The organism is Rhodococcus sp. 14-2496-1d, assembly GCF_002259365.1.
In the GTDB taxonomy this organism is placed as follows: Bacteria; Actinomycetota; Actinomycetes; order Mycobacteriales; family Mycobacteriaceae; genus Rhodococcoides.
On record NZ_NPFV01000027.1, the window covers coordinates 89657 to 114734 of the forward strand.

Annotated in this window: 24 protein-coding genes and 2 tRNA genes; 12 read left to right on the forward strand and 14 right to left on the reverse strand. The window is 65.5% G+C overall.

The genetic code is table 11. From position 1 onward, the window contains the following. Positions 1 to 45: 45 nt before the first annotated feature. A complete protein-coding gene (locus CH296_RS19385) occupies positions 46 to 708 on the reverse strand; it encodes a DUF429 domain-containing protein (protein ID WP_094631070.1) in 663 nt (220 codons plus the stop codon). 16 nt (positions 709 to 724) lie between these two features. Here CH296_RS19385 and CH296_RS19390 point away from each other — a divergent pair, with 16 nt between their 5' ends. Then, positions 725 to 1204, forward strand: a complete 480-nt coding sequence (locus tag CH296_RS19390) for a ribose-5-phosphate isomerase (protein WP_032379225.1) — start codon at positions 725 to 727, stop codon at positions 1202 to 1204. Continuing rightward, a complete protein-coding gene (locus CH296_RS19395) occupies positions 1205 to 1999 on the forward strand; it encodes an Fpg/Nei family DNA glycosylase (RefSeq protein ID WP_094685546.1) in 795 nt (264 codons plus the stop codon). A 5-nt stretch (positions 2000 to 2004) separates the two neighbouring features. Here CH296_RS19395 and CH296_RS19400 read toward each other — a convergent pair whose 3' ends face one another. Both CH296_RS19400 and CH296_RS19405 read right to left on the reverse strand, forming a co-directional pair. Further along, positions 2005 to 2751 carry a hypothetical protein gene (locus tag CH296_RS19400; protein WP_094685547.1) on the reverse strand — a complete coding sequence of 249 codons (747 nt, stop codon included), beginning with the start codon at positions 2749 to 2751 and terminating at the stop codon, positions 2005 to 2007. Between the two features lie 109 nt (positions 2752 to 2860). After that, a tRNA-Gly gene (locus CH296_RS19405) sits at positions 2861 to 2934 on the reverse strand. A 170-nt stretch (positions 2935 to 3104) separates the two neighbouring features. On the opposite strand from CH296_RS19405, the gene CH296_RS19410 reads away from it, so the two are divergent. From CH296_RS19410 to clpX, 5 genes are all read left to right on the forward strand, one after another. After that, positions 3105 to 3178: transfer RNA gene (locus CH296_RS19410), tRNA-Pro, on the forward strand. Between the two features lie 103 nt (positions 3179 to 3281). Continuing rightward, entirely contained in the window at positions 3282 to 4661 is a 1380-nt protein-coding gene (gene tig / locus CH296_RS19415) for a trigger factor (protein ID WP_032394780.1), read from the forward strand. 83 nt (positions 4662 to 4744) lie between these two features. Continuing rightward, on the forward strand, positions 4745 to 5395 hold the full coding sequence (locus tag CH296_RS19420; RefSeq protein ID WP_082073666.1) for an ATP-dependent Clp protease proteolytic subunit: 651 nt from the start codon (positions 4745 to 4747) through the stop codon (positions 5393 to 5395). A gap of 47 nt (positions 5396 to 5442) precedes the next feature. Beyond that, entirely contained in the window at positions 5443 to 6084 is a 642-nt protein-coding gene (locus CH296_RS19425; RefSeq protein ID WP_094631072.1) for an ATP-dependent Clp protease proteolytic subunit, read from the forward strand. A gap of 297 nt (positions 6085 to 6381) precedes the next feature. After that, positions 6382 to 7662: an ATP-dependent Clp protease ATP-binding subunit ClpX gene (clpX, locus tag CH296_RS19430; protein WP_032394600.1), complete on the forward strand. Its 1281-nt coding sequence runs from the start codon at positions 6382 to 6384 to the stop codon at positions 7660 to 7662. A 79-nt stretch (positions 7663 to 7741) separates the two neighbouring features. On the opposite strand, the gene CH296_RS19435 is transcribed toward clpX, so the two are convergent. The 3 genes from CH296_RS19435 to CH296_RS19445 form a co-directional block, all read right to left on the reverse strand. Then, complete coding sequence (locus CH296_RS19435) at positions 7742 to 8554, reverse strand: N-acyl homoserine lactonase family protein (RefSeq protein ID WP_256980511.1); 813 nt, start codon at positions 8552 to 8554, stop codon at positions 7742 to 7744. Between the two features lie 8 nt (positions 8555 to 8562). Continuing rightward, positions 8563 to 9921 carry an MFS transporter gene (locus CH296_RS19440; protein WP_032394599.1) on the reverse strand — a complete coding sequence of 453 codons (1359 nt, stop codon included), beginning with the start codon at positions 9919 to 9921 and terminating at the stop codon, positions 8563 to 8565. Positions 9922 to 10099: 178 nt separating this feature from the next. Beyond that, the gene (locus CH296_RS19445; RefSeq protein ID WP_032394598.1) at positions 10100 to 10777 is read right to left on the reverse strand and encodes a TetR/AcrR family transcriptional regulator; all 678 of its coding nucleotides are present in this window, start codon (positions 10775 to 10777) and stop codon (positions 10100 to 10102) included. A gap of 110 nt (positions 10778 to 10887) precedes the next feature. On the opposite strand from CH296_RS19445, the gene CH296_RS19450 reads away from it, so the two are divergent. Together CH296_RS19450 and CH296_RS19455 are read left to right on the forward strand one after the other, a co-directional pair. Next, complete coding sequence (locus tag CH296_RS19450; protein ID WP_094685548.1) at positions 10888 to 11775, forward strand: shikimate dehydrogenase; 888 nt, start codon at positions 10888 to 10890, stop codon at positions 11773 to 11775. Beyond that, a complete protein-coding gene (locus CH296_RS19455; protein WP_094685549.1) occupies positions 11772 to 13658 on the forward strand; it encodes a sugar phosphate isomerase/epimerase and 4-hydroxyphenylpyruvate domain-containing protein in 1887 nt (628 codons plus the stop codon). Before CH296_RS19450 ends, CH296_RS19455 begins: the two co-directional genes overlap by 4 nt. Positions 13659 to 13675: 17 nt before the next feature. Here the strand turns inward: CH296_RS19455 and CH296_RS19460 are convergent, their stop codons facing one another. The 6 genes from CH296_RS19460 to pcaH are packed head-to-tail and all read right to left on the reverse strand — an operon-like array spanning position 13676 to position 19596. After that, positions 13676 to 14887, reverse strand: a complete 1212-nt coding sequence (locus CH296_RS19460; protein WP_094685550.1) for an acetyl-CoA C-acetyltransferase — start codon at positions 14885 to 14887, stop codon at positions 13676 to 13678. Beyond that, a complete protein-coding gene (locus CH296_RS19465; RefSeq protein ID WP_094631076.1) occupies positions 14880 to 15701 on the reverse strand; it encodes an IclR family transcriptional regulator in 822 nt (273 codons plus the stop codon). Before CH296_RS19465 ends, CH296_RS19460 begins: the two co-directional genes overlap by 8 nt. After that, on the reverse strand, positions 15698 to 16879 hold the full coding sequence (gene pcaD / locus CH296_RS19470; protein WP_094647529.1) for a 3-oxoadipate enol-lactonase: 1182 nt from the start codon (positions 16877 to 16879) through the stop codon (positions 15698 to 15700). The genes CH296_RS19465 and pcaD overlap by 4 nt, the downstream gene beginning before the upstream one ends. Continuing rightward, complete coding sequence (pcaB, locus tag CH296_RS19475; RefSeq protein WP_094685551.1) at positions 16876 to 18225, reverse strand: 3-carboxy-cis,cis-muconate cycloisomerase; 1350 nt, start codon at positions 18223 to 18225, stop codon at positions 16876 to 16878. Before pcaB ends, pcaD begins: the two co-directional genes overlap by 4 nt. Before the next feature lie 23 nt (positions 18226 to 18248). Then, positions 18249 to 18887, reverse strand: a complete 639-nt coding sequence (pcaG, locus tag CH296_RS19480; RefSeq protein ID WP_094685552.1) for a protocatechuate 3,4-dioxygenase subunit alpha — start codon at positions 18885 to 18887, stop codon at positions 18249 to 18251. Further along, positions 18880 to 19596, reverse strand: a complete 717-nt coding sequence (pcaH, locus tag CH296_RS19485; protein WP_032394590.1) for a protocatechuate 3,4-dioxygenase subunit beta — start codon at positions 19594 to 19596, stop codon at positions 18880 to 18882. Before pcaH ends, pcaG begins: the two co-directional genes overlap by 8 nt. A 108-nt stretch (positions 19597 to 19704) precedes the next feature. Here pcaH and CH296_RS19490 point away from each other — a divergent pair, with 108 nt between their 5' ends. Both CH296_RS19490 and CH296_RS19495 read left to right on the forward strand, forming a co-directional pair. Then, entirely contained in the window at positions 19705 to 20454 is a 750-nt protein-coding gene (locus tag CH296_RS19490; RefSeq protein ID WP_179272913.1) for a CoA transferase subunit A, read from the forward strand. Next, the gene (locus CH296_RS19495) at positions 20451 to 21098 is read left to right on the forward strand and encodes a CoA transferase subunit B (protein WP_094631079.1); all 648 of its coding nucleotides are present in this window, start codon (positions 20451 to 20453) and stop codon (positions 21096 to 21098) included. Before CH296_RS19490 ends, CH296_RS19495 begins: the two co-directional genes overlap by 4 nt. On the opposite strand, the gene fdhD is transcribed toward CH296_RS19495, so the two are convergent. After that, a complete protein-coding gene (gene fdhD, locus CH296_RS19500; protein ID WP_032394588.1) occupies positions 21075 to 21920 on the reverse strand; it encodes a formate dehydrogenase accessory sulfurtransferase FdhD in 846 nt (281 codons plus the stop codon). The two genes, CH296_RS19495 and fdhD, sit on opposite strands and share 24 nt — an antisense overlap. 34 nt (positions 21921 to 21954) lie before the next feature. Further along, positions 21955 to 24126 carry a 4-alpha-glucanotransferase gene (malQ, locus tag CH296_RS19505; protein ID WP_052049369.1) on the reverse strand — a complete coding sequence of 724 codons (2172 nt, stop codon included), beginning with the start codon at positions 24124 to 24126 and terminating at the stop codon, positions 21955 to 21957. 84 nt (positions 24127 to 24210) lie between these two features. Here malQ and CH296_RS19510 point away from each other — a divergent pair, with 84 nt between their 5' ends. Continuing rightward, entirely contained in the window at positions 24211 to 24966 is a 756-nt protein-coding gene (locus tag CH296_RS19510) for an aromatic acid exporter family protein (RefSeq protein WP_094685553.1), read from the forward strand. Positions 24967 to 25078: the final 112 nt, after the last annotated feature.

The window sequence follows — 25078 nt, forward strand, 5'->3', positions numbered from 1 at the left end:
CGCGGAAATTCGTACCCTGCTACGAGTTTCCGCGCACGGGGTTCGTCAGGCGACGATCCGATCCGAGCTGTCCTCGGTACCGAACGTCCGATGCTCGCCGACGTGAAACCGCCTCGCCGACCACGCCGCTGCGGCCGCGTCGAGAACATCGTCGACGGCGGGTCCGGGCGGCAGATCCGCGAGATCGAGGTGTTCTTGCCAGCGCATCAGGGTGGACAAACGCTGCCCGGCGCCTCGGCCGGACTTCTTCGACGCGAACGTCGTCGTCGGTGACATCGCCCGGAACGAGCATTCGGGATGTACCTCGACGTACCGGTCCCGGTCGAAGTCGGCATCGAGCCAGGCCTTCACGGACGGCAGGATGTGCCACGTCTGCTTGCTGATCGCCTTGCCGGTGAGTTGCCGAGACACCGCACACGCTTCGGGATACGACTCGGCGGCGAGCACGTCGACGACCGGCGTGTGGAAGATCGAGCTCCTCGCCGTTCCGAGAAACCTCTTGGCCTCCAGTTCGCTGACGCGATAACCGCCTCGGGGCAACGACAGCGGCATGTCGACTCCCACTCGTGCGCAGTCCCGAGTCACCTCGAGCACGTCGGCCACCGACGCGCAACCGGTCCACGTCAGCGTGGTCCCGGCCGAGATCGCGACCACCCATGCGCCCTTCGCGCCGTCCACACCGGCGAATTTCTCGGCTTCGGAGTTCACCTGTCAGACTCTAGGCATGCGCGTATACCTGGGTGCCGACCACGCCGGCCTCGAGTTCAAGAATCAGATCATCGAACACCTGACGGCGACCGGGCACGAGCCCGTCGACTGCGGTGCCTTCGACTACGACCCCGTCGACGACTACCCGGCATTCTGCATCGACGCAGCCCGCCGCGTCGTCGCCGATCCGGGTAGCCGCGGCCTGGTGCTCGGCGGTTCCGGAAACGGCGAGCAGATCGCCGCCAACAAGGTGCCCGGCGCTCGCTGTGCGTTGGCGTGGAGCGTCGAGACCGCGAAGTTGGCCCGCGAGCACAACGACGCTCAGCTCATCGGCATCGGCGGCCGCATGCACACGCTGCCCGAAGCCCTCGCGATCGTCGACGCCTTCCTCGGTACCCCGTTCTCGGGCGAGGAGCGCCACCAGCGTCGCATCGACATCCTGTCCGAGTACGAGCGCAGTGGCGAGGCACCCGAGGTGCCGGGAAAGCCCGCATAGGTGCCCGAGGGTCACACTCTGCACCGACTGGCTCGGTTGCACGGACGTCGGTTCGGCGGGGCACCGGTTCGGGCGAGCAGTCCACAGGGGCGGTTCGCCTCCGGTGCCGCGCTGATCGACGGCCTCGTCCTCGAGAAGGCCGAGGCCTGGGGTAAGCATCTGCTGCACCGATACGAGTCCGATCTGATCGTTCACATCCATCTCGGTCTGTACGGGAAGTTCACCGAACAGGCTGTGCCGCTGGACGATCCGGTCGGTGCCGTGCGATTGCGCATGGTGGGGGAGAAGTACGGTGTCGACCTGCGCGGCCCCACCGCCTGCGAGATCTACACCGAGGAGCAGGTCGACGCCCTGGTGGCGCGCCTGGGACCGGACCCGCTGCGTAAGGACGCCGATCCGGACGCAGCGTGGGCGCGAATCTCCAAGTCGCGCACGGCAATCGGCACGTTGCTGATGGATCAGAAGGTGCTCGCCGGCGTCGGAAACGTCTACCGCGCCGAGATCCTGTTCCGGCACGAGATCAACCCCATGCGACCGGGCAAGGACCTCGACCGATCCGAGTGGGACGCGATCTGGTTCGACCTCGTCGAACTGATGAAGATCGGTGTCCGACGCGGTCGCATCATCACCATCCGACCCGAGGACGATCACGGCGACACCTACGGTGCCCGTCGACCACGCTCCTACGTCTACCGCAGACAGGGATATCCCTGCCGGGTGTGCGGAGCCGAGGTCCTGCACTCGGTGATGCAGGCTCGTAACCTGTTCTGGTGCCCGGTCTGTCAGGCGACCTGAGCAGTTCAGAAGCCGAAATCGCCCAAGCCGCCGCCGATATCGTCCCCGCCGCCGCCGATGTCGTCGCCGCCCCCATAGGAATCGTCACCGCTGCCCCCGCCGGAACCGTCGGCCCCCACGTCTTCGCCTGCCGCAGTCTCTTCCGGAACCCCGGCCATGCCGGAGAACATCGCCGAGAACAGGAACATCGAACCCATTCCCCATGCACCTGCCACCAAGGCCGGCCGCCACCACGGCTCGGAGTACCAGCCCGCGGGTACCGGACGGCCCGCGACTCGGCCACCGGGGTAGTAGTTCGGGGTGCGATCGGACGGATCCGGCGATGCCGCGATCTCACGGCCCTCGAAGTCGACCTTGCGATCCTCGGTGACTCGACCCGCCTGCTGCTGGCCGTCGATGCCCTGGACCTCCGGGCCCGGGTCCATGCCCATCGCCAGGCGGGCGGCGCGGATGTAGTAGAGACCCTCGAGCGCCGTCTGCTTGGCCAGTCGGGCCTGTTCGGGGGTAGTGGCCTGGTCGATCTGCGAACCGGCGGCGATGTTGCGTTCGGATGCGTCGGCCAGGGCCTGCTTGGAGGCGGTGTCGGTGCCGATCAGGTTGTAGACCTGGCCGCCGAGACGCTCGATCGACTGCCGGGCATCGGCCTTGGCGTCGGCCAGCGCGGTTTCGGCGGCCGCGGCCGAGTTCTTCTTGCTTCGCAGCACCAACAGGGCCACTGCGGCGATGACGATGACGATCAGGACGATTTCCACTGCGGACCTTCCGCCGACGATGCATGCCCGGTTCGTACGGACAATTCGGACACCGTCCAGGGTACGCGGACACGAAAAAGCCCCGCACCAGGAGTGCGGGGCCTTTCGGTGGAGCCGATGACGAGAATCGAACTCGCGTAGCCTGTTTGGAAGACAGGGGCTCTACCATTGAGCTACATCGGCGTGCAAACAACAGTCGTGGGATCGCCAGTTCCGTCGCCTGCGTTTCAAGACTGTACCCAACGCCGACGCCGGATTCCAAACCGGCCCGCCGCGAGCGGTTCGTCCGAACGTCATCGGTGGGGCGCCCACGGGGGGCTACTATCGGTTGCTGTTCAATTGTGTCCGTACGACGGGGTGTGGCGCAGCTTGGTAGCGCATCCGCTTTGGGAGCGGAGGGTCGCAGGTTCAATTCCTGTCACCCCGACAAAAGAGAGCCGCAGGCACGGCTCGCCGTGTTCGTGGCGAGCGAGAGCAGACAGCACACCGGAACCACCAGCAAGCAAGAACCACCAGAAGGAGCATGTCCCGTGAAGAGCACCGTCGAGCAGCTGAGCCCGACGCGAGTCCGTATCAACGTTGAGGTGCCCTTCGAGGAGCTCAAGCCTGATTTCGACCGCGCGTACAAGGCTTTGGCTCAGCAGATCCGCCTCCCCGGCTTCCGTCCCGGCAAGGCTCCGGCCAAGTTGCTCGAGGCTCGTGTCGGCCGTGGTGCGGTTCTCGAGCAGGTCGTCAACGACGCTCTTCCCTCTCGCTACTCCGAGGCCGTGACCAACGAGAAGGTCAAGGTCATCGGCCAGCCCGAGATCGAGATCACCAAGATCGAGGACGGTACCGAGCTCACGTTCACCGCCGAGGTCGACGTCCGCCCCGAGATCGATCTGCCCGACTACTCGACCATCAGCGTCGTCGTCGATCCGCTCGAGATCAAGGACGAGGCCGTCGACGAGCAGCTGCAGTCGCTGCGCCAGCGTTTCGGCACCCTGACCGGTGTCGATCGTCCCGTCCAGTCGGGCGACTTCGTCTCGATCGACCTCTCGGCCACCGTCGACGGCGAGAACGTCGAGGAGGCAACCGCGAGTGGGCTGTCCCACGAGGTCGGCTCCGGCCAGCTCATCGAGGGACTCGACGACGCGATCATCGGCGTGTCGGCCGACGAGTCGAAGGAATTCACCTCCACTCTCGTTGCCGGTGAGTACGCAGGCAAGGAAGCCGTCGTCACGGTCAAGGTCGTGTCCGTCAAGGAGCGCGAGCTGCCCGAGGCCGACGACGAGTTCGCTCAGCTGGCCAGCGAGTTCGACACGTTCGACGAGCTGCTCGCCGATCTGAGGACCCGCGTCGAGCGAGTCGCGAAGGTCGAGCAGGCCGGTCAGATTCGCGACAAGGTGCTCGAGACGCTGCTCGACACGATCGAGATCCCGGCTCCCGAGGCCGTCGTCAAGGCCGAGGTCGATTCCCAGGTGCACGAGGCCATCCACGGCCTCGACCACAACGAGGAAGCACTCGCCGAGCTGCTCGAGTCGCAGGGTTCGAGCCGCGAGGAATTCGACAAGGACGTCAAGGAAGGTGCCGAGAAGTCGGTGCGCACCCAGCTCCTTCTCGATGCGATCGCCGAGGCCGAGAACACCCAGGTCGGGCAGGAAGAGCTCACCGAGCGAATCATCTTCCAGGCGCAGCGCTACGGCATGCCGCCCGAGCAGTTCATTCAGCAGGTGCAGCAGGCCAACCAGCTCGGTGCCGTGTTCGCCGATGTCAAGCGCGGTAAGGCGCTGGCTTCGGTCGTCGAGCGCGTCACCGTGACCGACACCACCGGCGCGAGCGTCGACACCGCAGAGCTGTTCGGCAGCCCCGCCGATGCTCCCGACGAGGTCGAAGCAGCAGATTCTTCCGAGGGCGAACAAGAGAAGTAACGCTCACAGCGAACGACGGCGGTTCCGGGACTCCGGAGCCGCCGTCTTTCGTTAGTGTCTGTGTCAGGAACCAACGATTTGTTATGGAAAAGGCAGGTACCGTGACTGTTCAGAATCCGGCGGCTTCGCACCAGCAGAGTCCCGTCATGACTTCGGCTGCAGCAGGGCTGAATCTCAGCGACTCCGTGTACGAGCGTCTGCTTCAAAACCGCATCATTTTCCTCGGTACCCAGGTCGACGACGACATCGCCAACAAGTTGTGCGCTCAGATCCTGCTGCTCTCGGCCGAGGACCCCACTCGCGACATCGCGCTGTACATCAACTCGCCCGGTGGCTCGGTCACCGCGGGTATGGCCATTTTCGACACGATGGAATTCGCCGAGTGCGACATCGCGACCTACGGAATGGGTCTGGCTGCCTCGATGGGTCAGTTCCTGCTCTCTGCCGGTGCCAAGGGCAAGCGCTACGCCCTGCCGCACGCGCGCATCATGATGCATCAGCCTTCGGCCGGTATCGGCGGCAGTGCCTCCGACATCGCCATCATGGCCGAGCAGTTCGCGCACACCAAGCGTGAGATGGCTGAGCTCATCGCCCAGCACACCGGCCAGACCGTCGAGCAGATCACCGAAGACTCAGATCGTGACCGCTGGTTCACGGCGCAGGCGGCCAAGGAATACGGGTTCGTGGACCACGTCGTCAGCCGTGCGCGGCAGGCCGGCGGAATCGGCGAGTAACTCGGCCGCTCCCGGCGACCCTCGATCACTTACATCTTGGAGAAACGATGACAAACCTGTTCGACCCCACTCAGCTGCCGTCCTCCCGATACATTTTGCCCTCCTTCGTCGAGCACTCCAGCTACGGCGTGAAGGAATCGAACCCGTACAACAAGCTGTTCGAGGAGCGCATCATCTTCCTCGGCGTCCAGGTCGACGACGCGTCCGCCAACGACGTCATGGCGCAGCTGCTGGTGCTCGAGGGCCTCGACCCCGACCGAGACATCACGATGTACATCAACTCGCCCGGTGGCTCGTTCACCTCGCTGATGGCGATCTACGACACGATGCAGTACGTCCGCGCCGATGTTGCGACCGTCTGCCTCGGCCAGGCCGCGTCGGCCGCGGCCGTCCTGCTCGCCGCAGGCACTCCCGGTAAGCGTGCGGCGTTGCCCAACGCGCGCGTGCTGATTCATCAGCCCTCGAGCGGTGGCATTCAGGGCCAGGTGTCCGACCTGGAGATCCAGGCCGCCGAGATCGAGCGCATGCGTCGACTCATGGAGACCACCCTCGGCCGCCACACCGGCAAGGATCCCGACGTCATCCGCAAGGACACCGATCGCGACAAGATCCTCACCGCGGAACAGGCCAAGGACTACGGAATCATCGACACCGTGTTCGAGTACCGCAAGCTCTCTGCCCAGAAGTAGCAGAGCGAGTATCACCGGTCGGACCTGAAGGGTCCGGCAGAAGATTCCGACGCCGGGCGTGAGTGTGAAACTCCGCCCGGCGGTCGTGATCGACGACCCGAATGGTCCATTCGACGAAATCGGGTGGCGAATCACCGGAAACAACCCGCCCATGTTCGGCGAACACGGGTACCGTCGCATCCAAGAACTCGGTCGACCGAAGTCGGCATGACGACAGACCGAGAAGTAGCCCACGAAGGTTTCGGCCACACCCGGTCGGCGTGGGTCGTACGCGGACAAGGAAGTAGGAACCTCCGAATGGCACGCATCGGTGACGGTGGCGATCTGCTGAAGTGCTCCTTCTGCGGCAAGAGCCAGAAGCAGGTCAAGAAGCTCATCGCTGGACCAGGGGTGTACATCTGCGACGAGTGCATCGACCTCTGCAACGAGATCATCGAAGAGGAATTGGCCGAATCGAGCGAGGTCAAGCTCGACGACCTCCCCAAGCCCTCCGAGATCAAGGACTTTCTCGAGAACTACGTGATCGGTCAGGACGCTGCCAAGCGCACATTGGCCGTAGCGGTCTACAACCATTACAAGCGCATCCAGGCCGGTGACAAGGCACGCGACGTGCGAGGCGAATCCGTCGAACTGGCGAAGTCGAACATCCTGATGCTCGGACCGACGGGGTGTGGAAAGACATACCTCGCGCAGACCCTGGCCAAGATGCTCAACGTGCCCTTCGCCATCGCCGACGCCACCGCGCTCACCGAGGCCGGATACGTGGGCGAGGATGTCGAGAACATCCTGCTCAAACTGATCCAGGCCGCGGACTACGACGTCAAGCGCGCCGAGACCGGCATCATCTACATCGACGAGGTCGACAAGATCGCTCGCAAGAGCGAGAACCCGTCGATCACGCGTGACGTGTCCGGTGAAGGCGTGCAGCAGGCGCTGCTCAAGATTCTGGAAGGAACTCAGGCCAGCGTGCCGCCGCAGGGTGGTCGCAAGCATCCGCATCAGGAGTTCATCCAGATCGACACCACCAACGTGCTCTTCATCGTCGCCGGTGCATTCGCCGGACTCGAGAAGATCGTCTCCGATCGGGTCGGCAAGCGCGGGCTCGGATTCGGAGCCGAAGTTCGCTCGAAGGCCGAGATCGACACGCAGGATCACTTCGCCGAGGTCATGCCGGAGGATCTGATCAAGTTTGGTCTGATTCCCGAGTTCATCGGGCGACTGCCGATGATCGCGTCGGTGACGAATCTGGACAAGGAGTCGTTGGTGACGATTCTGTCCGAGCCGAAGAACGCGCTGGTCAAGCAGTATCGCCGGTTGTTCGACATGGACGGCGTCGAGCTCGAGTTCACCACCGAGGCCCTCGAAGCGATCGCGGACCAGGCCATTCTCCGTGGAACCGGTGCTCGTGGACTGCGCGCCATCATGGAAGAAGTTCTGCTTCCGGTGATGTACGACATCCCGAGCCGCGACGACGTGGAGAAGGTCGTCGTGACTGCCGAGACCGTAAACGACAACGTGCTGCCGACCATCGTGCCGCGCAAGCCCGAGCGTCCGGAACGCCGCGACAAGTCCGCCTGATACGCGCCGACCGAGCTGCCGAACAACGACGAATCCCCGACCTCATCGCGAGGTCGGGGATTCGTCGTTGTCGCTGTGTTCAGCCGATGATCACCGCGTGCGCGCCGGGAACGTCGGTCAACGCGGCGAATCGGTCTCGAACCAGGGGGTCGTGGCCGGGCACGACGGTACCGGAGCCGGCGGCGAGCTCTCGGATTCGGTCGAAGGCCCCGTACATGTCCGGCAACGCGTGCAGGATCGCGAACGGGCTGTCGTCCTCGAAGTTCTCGTAGAAATGACTGGCGTCGGAGGCCAACACCACCGGGCCGCGGTCGGTGTTCACCCTGACCACCTGCATGCCTGCAGTGTGTCCGCCGACGGCGTGCGCGGACAGCCCGGGGAACAGGTCGAGATCGCCGTCGACGAGGTCGAGTCGACTGCCGCGATCGGCGGTTTCGATGTGTTCGGTGTCGGCTCGCGAGTGCAACCAGTGCTCTCGGGTGATGCGGGCGGCCCACGGCCCGGTCCAGTACTCGAGTTCTCTGCGCTGCACCACGTATCGTGCGATCGGGAGCTCCGCGACGACCCCGGTGTGGTCGTAGTGCAGGTGGGTCAGGATGCAGGTGTCGATGTCGTCCGGTGTCAGGCCGAGCTCGCCGAGCAGGTCGATCGGCGATCCGTGATAGTCGAGCCCGTCGACAGATTCTGCTGTGGCAGCGGATATTCCGGCGTCGATCAGCACCGTGTTGTTCTTCGAGAGGGCGAGCCACACGTAGTAGGCCACCGTCTGGCTTTCGGTACTGCGTTCGTCACGTTGGTGAAAGAGGTTGCCGCGCATTGCCGTTCGACTGGCATACTGCAGGGCGAGCACCGTCCAGGTGCCCGCCGCTGCAGGTCGAAGTGCGTCGATCACGATGTCGGTCAGACCGACGCGACGCGCGCGCTGTCGGTGGTGCGGGTCCGAACACCGAGCTCGTCGGTGGGGGTACGGAAGGTCTCCTTCGAGGTCGCGACGATCACGACGTTGATGGTGCAGAAGACCGCGGTGACGATCGCGACGGGTAGCCACGCACCGATCTCGGCTCCGGCGATCGCGCCCGCGATGGTCGGCGCGAATCCTGCGATGGCGAAACCGATCTGGGTTCCCAGTGCGGTTCCGGTCAGGCGGACCCGGGCCGGGAACATCTCACCGTAGAACGAGGGCCAGACGCCGCCGGTGGCGCTGTGCACGAAACCGAACATCACGATGCCGAAGACGAAGATGAGAACGTAGTTGCCGCTCGAGATGGACCACAGGTAGCCGAACATCAGGATCGCGCAGCCGATGGAGCCGAAGAGGAACACCGGCTTGCGACCGATGCGATCCGACAGTGCACCGAAGAAGGGCAGTGCGAACAGTGCGACGACGTTGGCGAGAACGCCGACCCACAGCATGGGGGTGCGTTCGAGGCCGACGGTGTTCACGGCGTAGGACAGCGCGTAGACGGTGAAGATGGTGCTGACCGAGGCGATGACTGCGGCCAACATGACGCGGACCACGGCCGACCCATGCTCGCTGAGCAGTTCGGCCACGGGCAGGCGCTGCGGCTCGGTCGAGGCCTTCTCTTCCTCGAAGACCGGGGTCTCGTCGAGCGAACGGCGGATGACGAAGGCGGCGACGACGACGAAAGCGCTGAGGAAGAACGGGATTCGCCAACCCCAGCTGAGCAGTGCCTCCTCGGGGAGCATGGCGACGGGCAGGAACACGGCGGTGGCGAGAATCTGTCCGCCCTGGGTGCCGCTGAGGGTGAAGCTGGTGAAGAACGCGCGCCTGTTGTCCGGGGCATGTTCGAGCGTCATCGAGTTCGCTCCGGCCTGCTCGCCGCCGGCGGAGAATCCCTGGCACAACCGAAGCAGCACCAGGATGATGGGAGCGGCGATGCCGATGGATTCGTACGACGGCAGGACGCCGACGCCCAGGGTGGCGATTCCCATCAGCAGGACCGTGGCGACCATGACCTTCTTGCGTCCGTACCGATCACCGATGTGGCCGAGGACCAGTGCGCCGAGCGGCCGTGCGAGGTATCCGACGCCGAAGGTGGCCAGGGCCAGCAGGGTGCCGGTCGCCGGGTTGGAGCCCGGGAAGAACACGCGGCCGAAGACGAGCGCGGCGGCCGTGCCGTAGATGAAGAAGTCGTAGTACTCGAGGGCGCTTCCGACCCATGCGGCTGTCGCCGCTTTGCGCGGGTTCGCCCCGGGGCGAAGCGGCGTCGGGTGGGTGCCGGGGGTGTGCGAATCCATCGTTCTCGTGTCTCTCTTCGTGAGGCGGGGGAGCGTAGGCGCTGGTCGACGATGCGTTCTCGGCAATCGGACCGCTAATGTACTAAATGGTTAACACCGGGTGCCTCTGAATACTGAACGTGATCCATGCCACGTGTCAACCCCTGACGTGACGAGACCTACCGAGAAATCGCGAATTTCAGCGAGAAGGCGAGGTCAGGAACGCGATGATCATGTCGCCGAGCATCGAGCGCAGCCGGTCTCGATGCCGGGGATCGGTGAGGTCACGGCCGAAGAGGGCCTCGAAGGTGTACCGATTCGACAGGCGGAACACACAGAAGCTGCTGATCGTCATGTGTACGTCGAGGGCATCGACGTCCGTCCGGAACACGCCGTCCGCCTGGCCCCGCGCCAGGATGCTCGACAGCAGCTCCGCGGCGGGATTGCCGAGGTTGCTCAAGGCCTCGGACGTGGAGATGTGTTCGCCGCGAAGGATGTTCTCGGTGGAGACCAGGCGAATGAAGTCGGGATTTTCCTCGTGATGGTCGAATGTCAGCGATGCGATGGCACGAATGGCCTCGACCGGTCCGAGGCCTTCGACGTCCACGTCTCGTTCGCGCTCGCGAATGCGCATGTACGACCGTTCGAGCACGGCCTTGTACAGGCCTTCCTTGTCGGTGAAGTAGTAGTACAACATTCGCTTGGTCGTGTGTGTCCGCTCGGCGATCTCGTCGATGCGCGCTCCTGCGAAGCCCTTGTCCGCGAACTCCTCGGTGGCCACCTCGAGGATGTTGTGCCGGGTCAGGTCGCTGTTGCGTCGACGCTTGACGCCGGGTCCGCTGGTGTCGTCGGACGTGTCGGTTGCGCGCGGAGCCATGGAACAACTCTATCGGCGCCGATTGTGGCGAAAGGGTTGGGCGCGACGCGGTCGCGTAGTACCGTCGAGCTAATTCACCAATTCGTACATTAAGGCTCGAGGAGATCGACATGCCGGAATCCCTGCTCTGCGGACTGATCGGGACGGGTATCGGCAAGTCGCTCACGCCCGCGATGCACGAACGAGAGGGCTCCGAGCACGGGCTGACCTACCAATATCGGATCATCGACCTGGACAGCCGTGGACTGACCGAAGAGGACCTTCCCCGTCTCGTCTCCACCGCAGCGGACCTCGGATTTCGGGGACTCAACATCACGCACCCGTGCAAACAACGCGTCATCTCCTCTCTCGATGCGCTCTCCGAGGACGCCGCCCGACTCGGAGCCGTCAACACCGTGGTGTTCGCCGACGGCCGGGCCGTCGGCCACAACACCGACTGGTCCGGATTCGATCGCAACTTCGGCCGCGGATTACCCGGTGCCGACATAGGCGACGTGGTGCAACTCGGTGCCGGGGGAGCAGGGGCGGCCGTCGCCTACGCGATGGCCCGCCGCGGCGCAGGCAGGCTCACCCTCGTGGACGCCGATCCGCTGCGGGCACAACAACTACGGGAATCCTTGTCCGTGATGTTCCCGGACGTCGAGATCCTCTCGGCGGGCCTCGACCGGCTCGCCGCCGTTCTCGACACCGCGACCGGCCTGGTGCATGCCACCCCGATCGGAATGGTCGAACATCCCGGATCTGCTGTGCCCGAGTCACTGCTGAACCCGAGGATGTGGGTCGCCGAGGTCGTGTATCGGCCCGCCGAAACCGAATTGCTCGCTGCTGCATCCCGAGCTGGGTGCCGAACGCTCAGCGGAACCGGAATGGCGGTGTTCCAGGCCGCCGACGCCTTCGAGATATTCACTGGACGCACCGCCGACGCCGATCGCATGATCGCCCACATGAGCTCGCTGATCGCACTGGAGGATCGCGCGACCGCAGGTGCTCTCGCATGAAGCACATCGCCACATCGGTGGCCACGGTATCGCTCAGTGGTTCGCTGGACGAGAAGATGCGCGCCATCGCAGACGCCGGGTTCGACGGCTTCGAGGTGTTCGAGCCGGACTTGATCAGCTCACCCGACCTTCCCGAGGACATTGCGAAGAAGGCAGCCGACCTCGGTTTGACCCTCGATCTATATCAGCCCTTTCGTGACGCCGACTCGGCCGACCCGGAACAGTTCGCCCGCAACCTCGTTCGCGCCGAACACAAATTCGACGTGATGGAACAGCTGGGGTGCGATCTGCTGTTGGTCTGCTCCTCTCCGCTTGCCGGTGCCGTCCGTGACGACGCCCTGCTGGTCGAACAGATGGCAACCCTCGCCGAGCGTGCGCATCGGCGCGGAATGCGACTGGCGTACGAGGCGTTGGCGTGGGGTGCCCACGTCAACACCTACCGCCACGCCTGGGACATCGTCCGGCAGGTCGATCATCCCGCGCTGGGAACGTGCCTGGACAGCTTCCACATCCTCTCCCGCGGTGACGATTCCGCAGGCATTCGCGAGATCCCCGGCGAGAAGATCTTCTTCCTCCAGTTGGCCGATGCCCCGCACCTGGTGATGGACGTACTGCAGTGGAGCAGACATCACCGATGCTTCCCCGGTCAGGGCAGCTTCGATCTGGCGCGCTTCGGTGCCGATGTCGCGGGCTCCGGGTATTCCGGCCCGTGGTCGCTCGAAATCTTCAACGACGTCTTCCGACACTCCGACACCGGCCGCACGGCATCCGACGCGCACCGGTCGCTGCTGTACCTCCAGGAGCAGGTGCGCGGCGTCGAAACACCCACGGACGGAAACGATCTGTTCGCGCCGCCACCGCCGGGTCCGATCGAGAACGTCGTCTCCCTGCGGATCGCGGCAGGGCCTGCGAAAGCAGCGCAGCTGGGCACCACACTGCGGCACCTGGGCTTCGATCTCACCGCAGCACACAGCGAACACGGACTCAGCCTGTTCACCCAGGGTCCGCTGGCCGTCGCCGTCGACACCACGGTGGACACGTTGTGGACCGCGCCGGGTGTCCCGGCTCATCTACCGGCGTTGGCCCAGATCGGGGTTCGCAGCGAGCGCCCGGATCTGTGGCTGACTCGGGCCCGCGCACTGGGAGTCACCGCATCCACCGTCTCCATGCCCGGTGTGGCTGACGCGACCGATGCGGTGGTGCGTCTGGCCGTGACCGGTGCGACGTCGCTGGACCTACGCACCCGCGACAGTGCGGGTGCCTGGCAATCGGCGTTCGATCTGGTGCCGAGGGTGGTGGAGGAGAACCGGGCATGCGTCACGCACGTGGATCACATCGCGCTCGCCGTGCCTGCCGAGAGCTGGGACGGGGTGATGCTGCTGCTGCGCTCGGTGTTCGGCATGGTGCCACACGAGGGCCAGGACGTCGTCGACGCGATAGGCCTGGTTCGCAGCCGAGCCCTCACCCTCGCCACCGCCAACGGCACGATTCGACTCTCGCTCAACATGGTTCCCGGCCGCCCGTCCGACTCGGACCCGCTTCCCGCGGCCCGGCGCGGAGGCGTCGGACACGTGGCGTTCGGATGCGAGGACATCCATGCCGCTGCGAGAGCGATGACCGAACGCGGGCTCACCCCGTTGCGGATCTCGCCCAACTACTATCGCGATCTCGACGCGCGATTCGGGCTCGGCCCCGAGACCCTGGACGCGATGCAGCGTCTGGGGATCCTGTACGACGCGGACGCGACCGGCGGCGAGTTCTTCCACTTCTTCACCGAGACCGTCGGTGACGACCTGTTCTTCGAGGTGGTCCAGCGCGTGGGTGGCTACGAGGGCTACGGAGAGACCAATTCGGCCGTGCGACTGGCGGCGCAACTGCAGTAGCAGTCACCGGACGGTGGTCAGCCGATTCGCTCGAACACCGCAGCGAGTCCCTGGCCGCCGCCGATGCACATCGTCTCGAGTCCGTAGCGGACCTCTCGGCGGTCCATTTCGCGCAACAGCGTCGCCAGAATGCGGGCTCCGGTGGCTCCGACGGGATGGCCGAGCGAGATGCCGGAGCCATGGGGGTTCAGTCGCGGGTCGTCGGGGTCGATGCCCCAGGACCTGGTCACGGCGAGAGCCTGCGCGGCGAATGCTTCGTTGAGTTCGATGATGCCCATGTCGTCGAGACTCAGTCCCAGCCGTCCCAGAGCCTTCTCGCTCGCGGGGACCGGCCCGATCCCCATCGTGCGTGGAGCCACGCCTGCGACGCCCCAGCCCGCCAATCGTGCCAGCGGCCGAAGGCCCAGTGCGGCAGCTTTTTCCGGGGTGGTGACGATGGCGATGGCGGCACCGTCGTTCTGTCCGCTGGCGTTTCCTGCGGTGACGGTCGACTCGGGGTCGATCGACGCGCGGATCGCCTTCAGCTTCGCCAGTGACTCCACGGTGGTGTCGGCTCGCGGATGCTCGTCGGTGGTGACGAGCAACGGATCCGATCTACGTTGGGGGACCGACACTCCCACGATCTCCTCGGCGAACACACCGCTGTTCTGCGCGGCGACTGCACGTCGGTGGGACTGGACTGCGAGTGCGTCCTGATCGGCGCGGCTGATGGAGAACTCCGCGCGCAGGTTCTCTGCGGTTTCGATCATGCCGCCGGGAACCGGAAAGTTCTTGCCGCCCGCGGTCACTCGCGCCCGGGCGAGGCGATCGGACAGAGCCACGGCCTCGGCCTTGACGCCCCAGCGCATGCCGGTGGCGTAGAACTCGGTCTGACTCATGCTCTCGACACCGCCCGCCAGCACCAGAACGTTGCCGCCGGACTGGACCTGCATGCACGCCTGCAACACCGCTTGCAGACCGGAGCCGCAGCGACGGTCGACCTGCATCCCGGGGACGTCGATACCCAGATCTGCATCGAGCGCGGCAATGCGTCCGATGGCCGGTGCATCGCCGTTCGGGGACGCCTGACCGAGGATCACGTCGTCGATGTCGGCACCGGAAATGCCCGTGCGGGTGACCAGTTCGGCGATCACGGCACCGGCAAGAGCCTGGGCGGAAATGTCCTTGAACTGGCCGCCGAAGCGACCGACCGGGGTCCGAAGTGGTTCGCAGATCACGGCATCAGGCATGGGTGGTTCCTCGCTTGTCGTTGGGTCCGGTGCTCACCCGGAGCAGGTCGATCTCGATGGCGCGGGTGGCGTCGAGCAGAGCCGGTAGCAGTTCGGTGCGCACCGCATCGGCGGAATGCCGCGCGGCCTGGGTCGAGACGTTCGCCGCTGCGACCACGGCTCCGTGTCCGTCGTGGATGGGAGCCGCGATGGAGCGCAAACCCTCTTCGAGTTCCTGGTCCACCAGGCAGAAGCCGTCGGATCGGACCCGGTCGAGTTCGCGGCCGAGCGCGTCGGCAGTGGTGATGGTCTTACCGGTGAGCGGAGTCAACCGCACCCGATCGAGGTATGCCGCGAGTTCGTCGGCAGGCAGTCCGGCCAACAGCACGCGCCCCATCGATGTTGCGAACGCGGGAAATCGGGTGCCGATGTTGATGCCGACGGTCATGATGCGGCTGACCGGAACACGGGCGACGTACACCACGTCGTCACCATCGAGAATCGAGACCGAGGACGACTCGCGCACTCGTTCGGCGAGAGCCTCCAGGTGCGGTCCCGAGACTTCCGGGAGCGACAGGCTCGACAGGTAGCTGTAGCCCAGCTCGAGCACTCGCGGGGTGAGCCAGAACATCGAGCCGTCGGTACGGACGTAGCCGAGTTCGACGAGGGTGAGCAGGAACCGCCGAGCGGTGGCTCGGGTGAGGTCGGTGGCTCGGGCGACATCGGAGAGTGTTCGACGCGGATGCTCGGCGTCGAAGGCTCGGATCACCGCAAGACCACGGCCCAGTGACTGGACGTAGTCCGAGGACGGCGGCGGCGATTCCGCGGAGTTCACGAGGTACCCGATTCGGTCTCGGCCGATGTCTCGGCGATGGCCGCGTTCGCGAGACCGAATGCACTGTTGCTGTTCGGAACTCCCGCGTACACCGCGGTGTGCAGGAACACCTCCGCCATCGTGTCCGGCGCAGTGCCCGCTCGCAAGGCGGCCCGAATGTGCATGTCGAGTTCGTGCTGGTTGCCCACCGCCGTCAGGATCGCCAGGGTCAGCAGTCGGCGGGTGTGGTGATCGAGTCCTGGCCGATTCCAGATGTCACCCCATGCAGTGCGGGTGATGAAGTCCTGGAACGGTGCGGTGAAGTCGGTTCGCGCGGCGACGCTGCGGTCGACGTGCGCATCACCGAGGATGCTGCGCCGCACCGCCATTCCGGCATCGTGGGCAGCTGCGCGTCCGAGCGCATACGCATCCGCTCCGATGTGTGCGGCGATCGCCGCGGTGACGGGCCCGGCTTGTTCGACGTTGGCCAGGTGCGCGGCCGGGTCGAGAACTCGGAACGTCGATCCGATGACGCCGTCGGCGATGATCTTCAGGTCCTCGGGCGTGGTCGAGGGGTCCTGCCGGCCCGCGATCACCAGGGTCGGAGCGGTGATTCGGTTCAGATCCGAACGAGAGTCCCAATCCGACAACGCCTCACAGCATGCTGCGTAGCCCTCGTCGGACGTGCCGGCGATCATCCGGCGATGCCGGTCGACGAGATCGACGTCGCGAGCGGCCAGTTCGGGGGTGAACCAGCGCTGGAGGACGGCGTCGGCCAGGGACGCGGTTCCCGCCGACCTGACCGTTGCGGCCCGATCGAGCCATTGCGCCGGCTCACCGAACCTGGCCGAGGTGCACAGCAACGTCAGAGTGATCACGCGCTCCGGGCGGTGGATGGCGATCCACTGCGAGACTGCGCCGCCGAGCGAGAGACCGACGATGTGTACACGCCGTAGATTCAGGGAATCGATCAGTGCCAGAACATCTTCGGCCAGTTCCGCGACGGAGTACGGGCCCGATGGCACCGGCGATGCCCCGTGCCCACGAAGATCGACGGCGACCACATGGGCAGAAGCGGACAGTGGTCCGATCTGCGGGTTCCACATCGATCGGTCGGAGCCGAGCGATCCGATCAGCACGACGGTCTCCGCGTCGGCGCGGGGTCCTTCGGTGCGTTCGTGAGCAAGTGCGACGGTCATCGTGAATCCTTCGATTCTGTGGTGAGTTCGGTGTCGAGGGCGTGCTCGGCGAGGATCGCGTCGACCAGCTCGGGCGCGTGGCCGAGATACGCGGCCGGGTCGAGTAGTTCGCGCACCGTCGACGGTGGCAGGAATGCCGTGATGGCAGGGTCGCTGTCCAGCGGCGCTCCCACCGCGCATCGCGCAGTGACTATCTCGCGGGCCTGCTCGGTGTGCGCTGCCAATGCCGCGGTGACACGTTCGGCGAGCAGCGCTCCACCCGTCGCATCGAGATTGCGGCCCATCGCCTCCGGATGAACGTGCAACCCGCTCAGGCTCTGCGAGAGTCGATGGGCGGCACCACCGGTGAAGCGCAGCAGATCGGTGATCGTCTCCCATTCGGCATGCCACGCTCCTGCGGCGCGCTGATGTTCGTGGTCCATGTTCGACAGCACCGTCGACACCGCACCCGGGACTCGCCGGGCCGCAGCCTGAGCGGTGATGGCCGCAACGGGATTTCGCTTGTGCGGCATCGCCGATGATCCACCCGGCGCGTCCTCCGAGACCTCGCCCAACTCGGTGGCGGACATCGACACGATGTCCTGGGCGATCTTGCCGATCGTTCCTGCCGCGATGCCCAGGGAACACGCGATGTCGGCGATCGCGGTGCGGTCGGTGTGCCAGGGAGTGTTCTGTCGAGCCAAGCCCAGTTCGACGGCCATCGCCGCTGCGATGGCGGGTCCGTGCGGATACACGGCCGCGAGAGTGCCTGCAGCACCGCCGTACTGGACGGCGCACGCACGTCGAACGGCCGCGATCCCGGTCTGCGCGCGGCGCAACCCCGAGAACCAGTTCGCGGCCACCAGACCGAAGGTGGTGGGCAATGCCTGCTGTCCGAGAGTGCGCGCCGCCATCGGGGTGGTCCGGTGGGTCAGGGCAAGACCCCGCGCTGCCGCACTCGCGGCGTCGAGCGAGCCCTCGATCGCACCGAGCGCATCGCGGGAGACGAGCATCAGCGCGGTGTCCATGATGTCCTGGCTGGTGGCCCCGGGATGCACTGCCGTAGCAGGAACATCGGCCTCGGCCACCTCGCTGCGAAGGATCTTCACCAACGGGATCACCGGATTGCCTCCGGCCGCCGAATCCACTCCGAGCCTCGCGATGTCCAGTCCCGCTCCGAGTTCGGTCGCAACAGAGGTGACGACCTCGGCGTGACCGGCCTGCACGAGACCGACCGTGACCGCGGCCCGGGAGAGCGCCGCCTCGACGGCGAACATCGCTGTCACCCAGGCTCGGTCGCCTACGAGCGGCGCAACGGTATCGCTACCGAACGTCGGATCGAACAGTGCCCCTCGCTCGGATTCCATCGTCCCCTCTCGGCAATCGTGTGTCACAGCGCGAAGAACGGAGTCTCGTCGCCGTCCGGATCGGTGTTCTGCAGCACGATGTCCAGGTGATACCCACCGTGGACCGGTGCTGCGACGAGTCTGGCACGCTTGTGCGCAGGCATGGCGGACAACACCGGATCGACCGCATTGGCCTCGACTTCGTCGGGAAAGTACACCCGTGTCACAGCTCGGTCGAGCATCCCGCGAGCAAAGACGCTGACGTCGATGTGCGGTGCTTCGACACGATCGTCCTCGGCCGGCAACGGTCCGGGCTTGATCGTGGTGATCGACATCGTCCCGGTCTCGTCCGCGAACGCGCGCCCGAAGCCGCGGAAACCGACTGTGCGTGACGCCACCGCGCCGCGCGGATCGTCGGGGTGATCGAACCGGCCGTCGGCATCGGCCTGCCAGGTCTCGATCATGGCGTCGGACATGGGGTTTCGGGCTCCGTCGATGACCGTGAACGAGACGGTGATCTCGCCGTCGGCGCCCTGCGGTACCACGCTCTCACCGTCGGGCCACAGCAGTCCGATATGGACGTAGGGACCCACTGTCTGAGACGGCGTCTGGCCGAACGGTGCGGTGGTGAAGTCGGCACCGGAGACCACCGGGTAGCGCGGGGCGAACTCGGGATCAGTCATCGTGGTCGTCTTCCTCGAAGGGGGTGGCGTTTCGGCCGCGGAGCACGATGTCGAATCGGAATCCGAGGGCCCAGTTGTCCTGTGTCGCTTCGTAATCGAACGCGCCGATCATTCGGGCTCGCGAGTCCTCGGGTGCGGCGTTGAAGATCGGATCCTGAAAGAACATGGGGTCGTCCGGGAAGTACATCTGGGTCACCAGTCGCTGAGTGAACGCCTGTCCGAACAGCGAGAAGTGAATGTGGGCCGGCCGCCACGCGTTGTGGTGGTTGCCCCACGGGTATGCGCCCGGCTTGATCGTGGTGAAGCGGTATCGACCCTCGGCATCGGTGAGAACGCGTCCGGTGCCGTTGAAGTGCGGATCGAGCGGTGCAGGCCACCGATCGCCGGTGTGGCGGTAACGGCCGCCTGCATTGGCTTGCCACACCTCGACGAGGGTGTTCGGAATCGCCTTGCCGTCGCTGTCGAGTACGCGGCCGTGCACGATGATCCTCTGCCCTTGTGCCTCACCGCCGTTCGCCAGGGTGAGATCGGCGTCGGCGGCGGTGACGCGTCCCTCGCCCAGCACCGGTCCGGTGATCTCGGTGAGTCGCTGGGGGAGCAGGGTCAGCGGCTGCGCCGGATGCCGAAGAGCGGTGGTCCGGTACTCGGGGAAGTCGAGCGGGGCATGGACCCCCGATTGATCCCGATACTCGGGCGGGAGAAGAAGCATCGAAGGTTCCTCACGATTGTGGTGATCTACGCAACAGACACCATAGCGAGATGTTCGCATTGTGGCAACCTGTTCATATTCCGCACAACATGCGGTAGCGTGCGTCTCATGTTGGACAAAGTCGTGGCCAGCGCCACCGAAGCCGTAGCGGACATTCCCGACGGATCGTCGATCGCCGTCGGCGGTTTCGGATTGGTCGGAGTGCCGGAGATTCTCATCGACGCCGTGCTCGCGCAGGGTGCGACCGATCTGGAAACCATCAGCAACAACTGCGGGACGGATGGCTTCGGCTTGGGAGTGCTACTGGCGCAGCACCGTATTCGCCGAACCATCAGCTCGTACGTCGGCTCGAACAAGGAGTTCGCGCGGCAGTATCTCTCCGGAGAACTCGAGGTCGAGCTCACCCCACAGGGCACCCTCGCCGAGCGACTGCGAGCGGGCGGTGCCGGCATTCCGGCGTTCTTCACCCCCGCAGGGGTCGGAACTCAGGTCGCAGACGGCGGATTGCCGTTGCGTTACGACGGCAGCGGCGGTATCGCACTGGCCAGTCCTCCCAAGGAGACCCGCGAATTCGACGGTGTCACCTACGTGATGGAACGCGGAATAGTCGCCGACTACGCGCTCGTGCACGCATGGAAGGGCGACCGACACGGCAACCTGGTGTTCCATGCCAGTGCACGAAACTTCAACCCGCCGGCCGCCGAGTCGGGGCGCATCACCGTCGCACAGGTCGAGCATCTGGTCGAGCCGGGGGAGATCGGACCGGACGAGATACACACCCCGGGTATTCACGTGCAGCGGGTGGTCCACGTCGGACCGGTCGAGGTCGGCATCGAGCAGAGGACGGTACGAGCATGAGCGAGAAGATGACCCGCGAACAGATGGCGGCTCGGGTGGCGCAGGAACTCGGCGACGGTCAGTACGTCAACCTCGGCATCGGCATGCCGACTCTCGTGCCCAACTACATCCCCACCGACGTATCGGTGATCCTGCATTCGGAGAACGGAGTGCTCGGTGTCGGCCCCTATCCCACCGAGGACGAACTCGACGCCGAGATCATCAACGCGGGCAAGGAGACCATCACGGTCCTGCCCGGTGCGTCCTACTTCGACTCCGCGCAGTCGTTCGGAATGATCCGTGGCGGCCAGGTCGACGTCGCAGTACTGGGGGCGATGCAGGTCAGCGCCACCGGTGATCTGGCGAACTGGATGATTCCCGGGCACATGGTCAAGGGGATGGGTGGCGCGATGGATCTGGTGCACGGAGCGCGACGCGTCATCGTGATGATGGAACACGTCTCTCGCAAGGGTGAGCCGAAGATCCTCGAACGCTGCTCTCTGCCGCTCACCGGCAAAGGCTGCGTGCACCGCATCATCTCGGACATGGCCGTACTCGACGTCACCGAACGCGGACTGCGCCTGGTCGAGACCGCGCCCGGTGTGTCCGTCGACGAGGTCAGAAATGCGACCGCTGCCGAACTACTGGTCGACGCCGACGTCTGAGACGTGAACGCGGTGGGCGTGAGAGTAGATGTTCATGGACCTACCGCGGAGGAAGCCGACGACCGTCAAACCGGACTCGGTGGCGAGGTCGACCGCAAGCGAGGACGGGGCCGAGACCGCTGCGAGAATCGGTATTCCGGACATCACGGCCTTCTGGGCCAATTCGAACGAGGCGCGGCCGCTGACCATGAGCACTGTGGCCTGCAGGGGAATTCGATCGTTGGTCACCGCCCAACCGACCACCTTGTCGACGGCGTTGTGGCGTCCGACATCCTCACGTAGAACGAGCATCTCGCCGTCTGCGGTGAACAGGGCGGCGGCATGCAGACCGCCGGTGGCATCGAAGACCTTCTGCGCGGCCCGCAACGTGTCGGGTAGCCCGGACAGAGTATCGGACGTCACGACGACCGAATCGGCCACGGGGGAATGCTTGGTGCGCAATCGAATTGCGTCCAACGATCCCTTGCCGCACACCCCGCACGAGGACGTCGTGTAGAAGTTCCGTTCGACGCCGGTCTCCGGTGGAGCGACACCCTCGGCCAGGGTGACGTCGAGGACGTTGTAGGTGTTCGCGCCCTCGTCGTCGACCCCGTCGCAGTAGCGAGCCGCTGCGATATCGGCCCCCGAGGCGATCACACCTTCGGTCAGCAGGAAGCCGTGAGCGAGCTCGACGTCGTGGCCGGGAGTTCGCATGGTGACGGCCAGCGCTGTGCCGTCGACTCTCAACTCCATCGGCTCCTCCACCACGAGGGTGTCCGGGCGCTCGACGCGGTGCCCACTCCTGAGTCGGACGACGGGTCTGCGGGTAGTGATGCGGCCCATCAGTGTCGGTTGGATTCGCGGTGACGACGGTGACTCATTCTTCGATTGTGGACCCCGGCGTTCTCGGGCCGTCGACGCGGTCGGTCATTGCGTTCACCAACGACACCATGCGCGGGTGATCGACGAGGTCGTCGACGAGTACTCGCTTGCCTTCGGCGTCGGCCAACGGGATCTTCCAGTTCTCGTACTGGGTTTCGTCGGTGCCGGGCTGGTTCTGGATGCGATGTTCTCCGACGGCGTCGACGAGAGCGACACCGATCAGCAGGGACGGACTGCGCTGGACGAGGCGATGCAGAGCTTCCACCGTTCGGTGGTTGTCGGCGTCGGCGTCGAGCAATCCGCGCTCACGCGCCAGCTCGAGAACCGCCTCGCGTTTTTTCGCGTCGACCTCCTTCTCGGAGTCGATATCGCGTTCGAGGAGGCCGAGACGTGATCGCAGGTCGATGTGTTCGCCGTCGAGATATCCGGCCGTGGGCGGCAGGTCGTGCGTGGTCACCGACGTCAGACACAGACTGCGGTAGTTCTCGGGCGGGATCGGTCCGGATTCGTCGGCCTCGAACCACAGGATCGAGGTGCCGAAGATGCCGCGTTCGGTGAGGTACTCCTGCACCATCGGCTCGAAGACGCCGAGATCCTCACCGACGACCACCGCGCCTGCGCGTTCGGCCTCGAGGGCCAGGATGCCGATCAGGGCCTCGTGGTCGTACTCGACATACGTTCCGCCGCCTGCGTTCTCGGCCTCCTGCGGAATCCACCACAGGCGGAACAGGCCCAGGATGTGGTCGACGCGGATGCCGCCGGCATGACGCAGGATCGTGCGCAGCATGTCCCGGTACGGCACGTATGCCAGCTCGCGGAGTCGGTCGGGATCCCACGGGGGTTGATTCCAGTTCTGGCCCTGCTGGTTGAAGTTGTCCGGCGGTGCGCCCACCGTGACTCCCGACGCGAGCACGTCACCGAGCGCCCACGCGTCGGCTCCGCCCCGCGCCACGCCGACGGCGAGATCGTGCATGATGCCGATGTCCATCCCCGCATCGAGCGCCGCACGCTGCGCGGCGGCCAACTGCTCGTCGCAGATCCACTGCAGCCACATGTGGAAGTCGATGCGCTCGGCGAGCTTGGTGCGCTGCTCGAGCACGAAGTCGGTCCGTGGGTGCGCTGCTCTGTCGGTCCACGCCGAATTCTCGGGTCCGAATTTCTCCGCCAATGCGCTCCACACCGCGAAATCGCGCAGTCCGGAACCCTCCCGTTCGACGAATGCACGGAATGCGGACTCGCGGGCCGGGCTTCGTTCCACTTTGTGAACACGTTCCAGGGCACGCAGTTTGGCCCTGAATGTCGAGTCTCGGTTCAGCTTCCCGGTTCGCTTGTTGGCCTTGTCGAAACGCTTCGCGGCTTTCTCGACCTTGGCGAACTGTTGCGGCGACAGCAGTGCGGTCTCGCGAATGTTCTCCACGCGGATGTAGAGCGAGTTGAAGAACCGGCGGGTGGTCGGCAGGTAGGGCGACGCCTCGACCGGTGTGGTGGGTCGGTCGGCGTGCAGCGGATTGACGAGAAGGTAGTCGAACCCGTGCTCGCGGCCCGCGATGTCGGCCATGTCCTCCAGGTCACCGAGATCACCGATTCCCCACGACCGCTTCGATCGCACCGAATACAACTGAGTGAGCAAACCCGTGCGCTGCCGGTCTGCCAGTTCTGCATTGGGGGACAACGACTTCGGCGTGACCACCACGACCGTGTCCGAGGTTCGGACCGTGTTGTCCTCGCTGATCGTCGTCGCGGTCAGGCTGTGCCAACCGAGCGGTGCGCTGCCGGGAACGACGAACGTGGCGCGACCGATCAGGCGGCCGTCGACCTCACGGGGATCGACCCAGACGTCGGCTTGGGTCACCTCGATGGTCTCGCCGTCCTCGGAGACCATCGAGACCTCGACCGGATTGCCGTGTGGCACATGCACCCACACCACTGCATCGGTGCCCTGGGTCGCCACCACCACCGGCGGAAGCAGACGCCGCCACGGCGCGTTCTCGATGTCGGCCCGAGCTCGGTCGACGTCCTCGGTCGATTCGGTTGCGTAGCCGCGCGCGGCGAGCACTCGACGCAGGGTGTCGTCGCTCACTTCGCGAACGGTGTCGTCCCAGCCTCGGTACGAGGTCGATGTGCCGAGACGTCGAGCGAGAGAGCGAAGTGCCTGCGAGTAGTCCACATCGATGATCGTGCCAGTTCGCTGCGTCCCCGTCACCCGGGCCGGGCGGTTTCGGGTCGACCGGGGTGGGGTAGGCGAACTGCGATGAGGTGGACACGACAGTCGGCCTCGCGAGACAGGACGATCGAAACCCTCGTGGTGTCCGCGAAAATGGCGGGTGCCGCGGCGGCGGCGTGGATTCTGGCCACCGAACTGCTGTCGATGTCGCAGCCTTTCCTCGCTCCCTACGCAGCGGTGTTCCTGATCGAGGTGACGATCAGCCGAAGCCTGCGCTCGGCGGCCGAGCAGATCGCCACGGTGACCGCAGGGGTTCTCGTCGCGGCACTCGTGGTTCGCATCGTCGGCCAGCCGAGTGTGGCTCTGGCGGTCAGCGTCTTCGTCGGTGCGCTCGTGGGCCGTTGGTCGAAGTTCGGTACGAGCGGAATCTGGATACCGGTGACCGCGCTGCTGATGATCACCTACGGATCGGCATCCGATCCGGTCGCCTTCGTGGACAGGATCGTCGAGCTCGCGGTTGGTGTGGCGGTGAACGCTCTCGCAGCACCGCCGCTGTACTGGCGGCAATCACAACACGCGGTGGAGTCGGTGCCCTCGGCCGCGGGATCCCTGTTGCGGGACGTCGCCTCGATCCCGTTCCGCCGTTCCACCCGCTCGGAGACGACGTCCGTGTCGCCGGTGCCGACTTCGTGCGTGCCCTGGCGGACGTGGTCGAGGGCCGGTGCGATGCGCGCCGTACCCAGGCGGACGTGGTCGACCGGGTCGCTGCGGCGGAAGAGACGTCGGCGGTGCTCGTGCACACGGTGGTGGCGTCCGGGCAGGGATCCGCCGGAGCGACGATGAGCGCAGGCAGGCTCGTGGGGCCGGCAACGGCAGCGCTCCGAGCGCTCACCTGACGCCTGTGTTGCTTCCGACTGCCAGGATTGAAACGCCGGGCGCTGGGTAGTCTGGCTCG

Excerpts from the sequence above, each read along its gene's own strand:
- CH296_RS19420 (WP_082073666.1), top strand. The coding sequence starts at position 4,745 with ATGGAAAAGGCAGGTACCGTGACTGTTCAGAATCCGGCGGCTTCGCAC.
- fdhD (WP_032394588.1), bottom strand. The coding sequence starts at position 21,920 with ATGGGCCGCATCACTACCCGCAGACCCGTCGTCCGACTCAGGAGTGGG.
- clpX (WP_032394600.1), top strand. The coding sequence starts at position 6,382 with ATGGCACGCATCGGTGACGGTGGCGATCTGCTGAAGTGCTCCTTCTGC.
- pcaB (WP_094685551.1), bottom strand. The coding sequence starts at position 18,225 with ATGGAATCCGAGCGAGGGGCACTGTTCGATCCGACGTTCGGTAGCGAT.
- CH296_RS19495 (WP_094631079.1), top strand. The coding sequence starts at position 20,451 with ATGAGCGAGAAGATGACCCGCGAACAGATGGCGGCTCGGGTGGCGCAG.
- pcaH (WP_032394590.1), bottom strand. The coding sequence starts at position 19,596 with ATGCTTCTTCTCCCGCCCGAGTATCGGGATCAATCGGGGGTCCATGCC.
- CH296_RS19510 (WP_094685553.1), top strand. The coding sequence starts at position 24,211 with ATGAGGTGGACACGACAGTCGGCCTCGCGAGACAGGACGATCGAAACC.
- CH296_RS19450 (WP_094685548.1), top strand. The coding sequence starts at position 10,888 with ATGCCGGAATCCCTGCTCTGCGGACTGATCGGGACGGGTATCGGCAAG.
- CH296_RS19490 (WP_179272913.1), top strand. The coding sequence starts at position 19,705 with ATGTTGGACAAAGTCGTGGCCAGCGCCACCGAAGCCGTAGCGGACATT.
- pcaG (WP_094685552.1), bottom strand. The coding sequence starts at position 18,887 with ATGACTGATCCCGAGTTCGCCCCGCGCTACCCGGTGGTCTCCGGTGCC.
- pcaD (WP_094647529.1), bottom strand. The coding sequence starts at position 16,879 with ATGACCGTCGCACTTGCTCACGAACGCACCGAAGGACCCCGCGCCGAC.
- CH296_RS19445 (WP_032394598.1), bottom strand. The coding sequence starts at position 10,777 with ATGGCTCCGCGCGCAACCGACACGTCCGACGACACCAGCGGACCCGGC.
- CH296_RS19390 (WP_032379225.1), top strand. The coding sequence starts at position 725 with ATGCGCGTATACCTGGGTGCCGACCACGCCGGCCTCGAGTTCAAGAAT.
- CH296_RS19455 (WP_094685549.1), top strand. The coding sequence starts at position 11,772 with ATGAAGCACATCGCCACATCGGTGGCCACGGTATCGCTCAGTGGTTCG.
- CH296_RS19460 (WP_094685550.1), bottom strand. The coding sequence starts at position 14,887 with ATGCCTGATGCCGTGATCTGCGAACCACTTCGGACCCCGGTCGGTCGC.
- CH296_RS19440 (WP_032394599.1), bottom strand. The coding sequence starts at position 9,921 with ATGGATTCGCACACCCCCGGCACCCACCCGACGCCGCTTCGCCCCGGG.
- CH296_RS19425 (WP_094631072.1), top strand. The coding sequence starts at position 5,443 with ATGACAAACCTGTTCGACCCCACTCAGCTGCCGTCCTCCCGATACATT.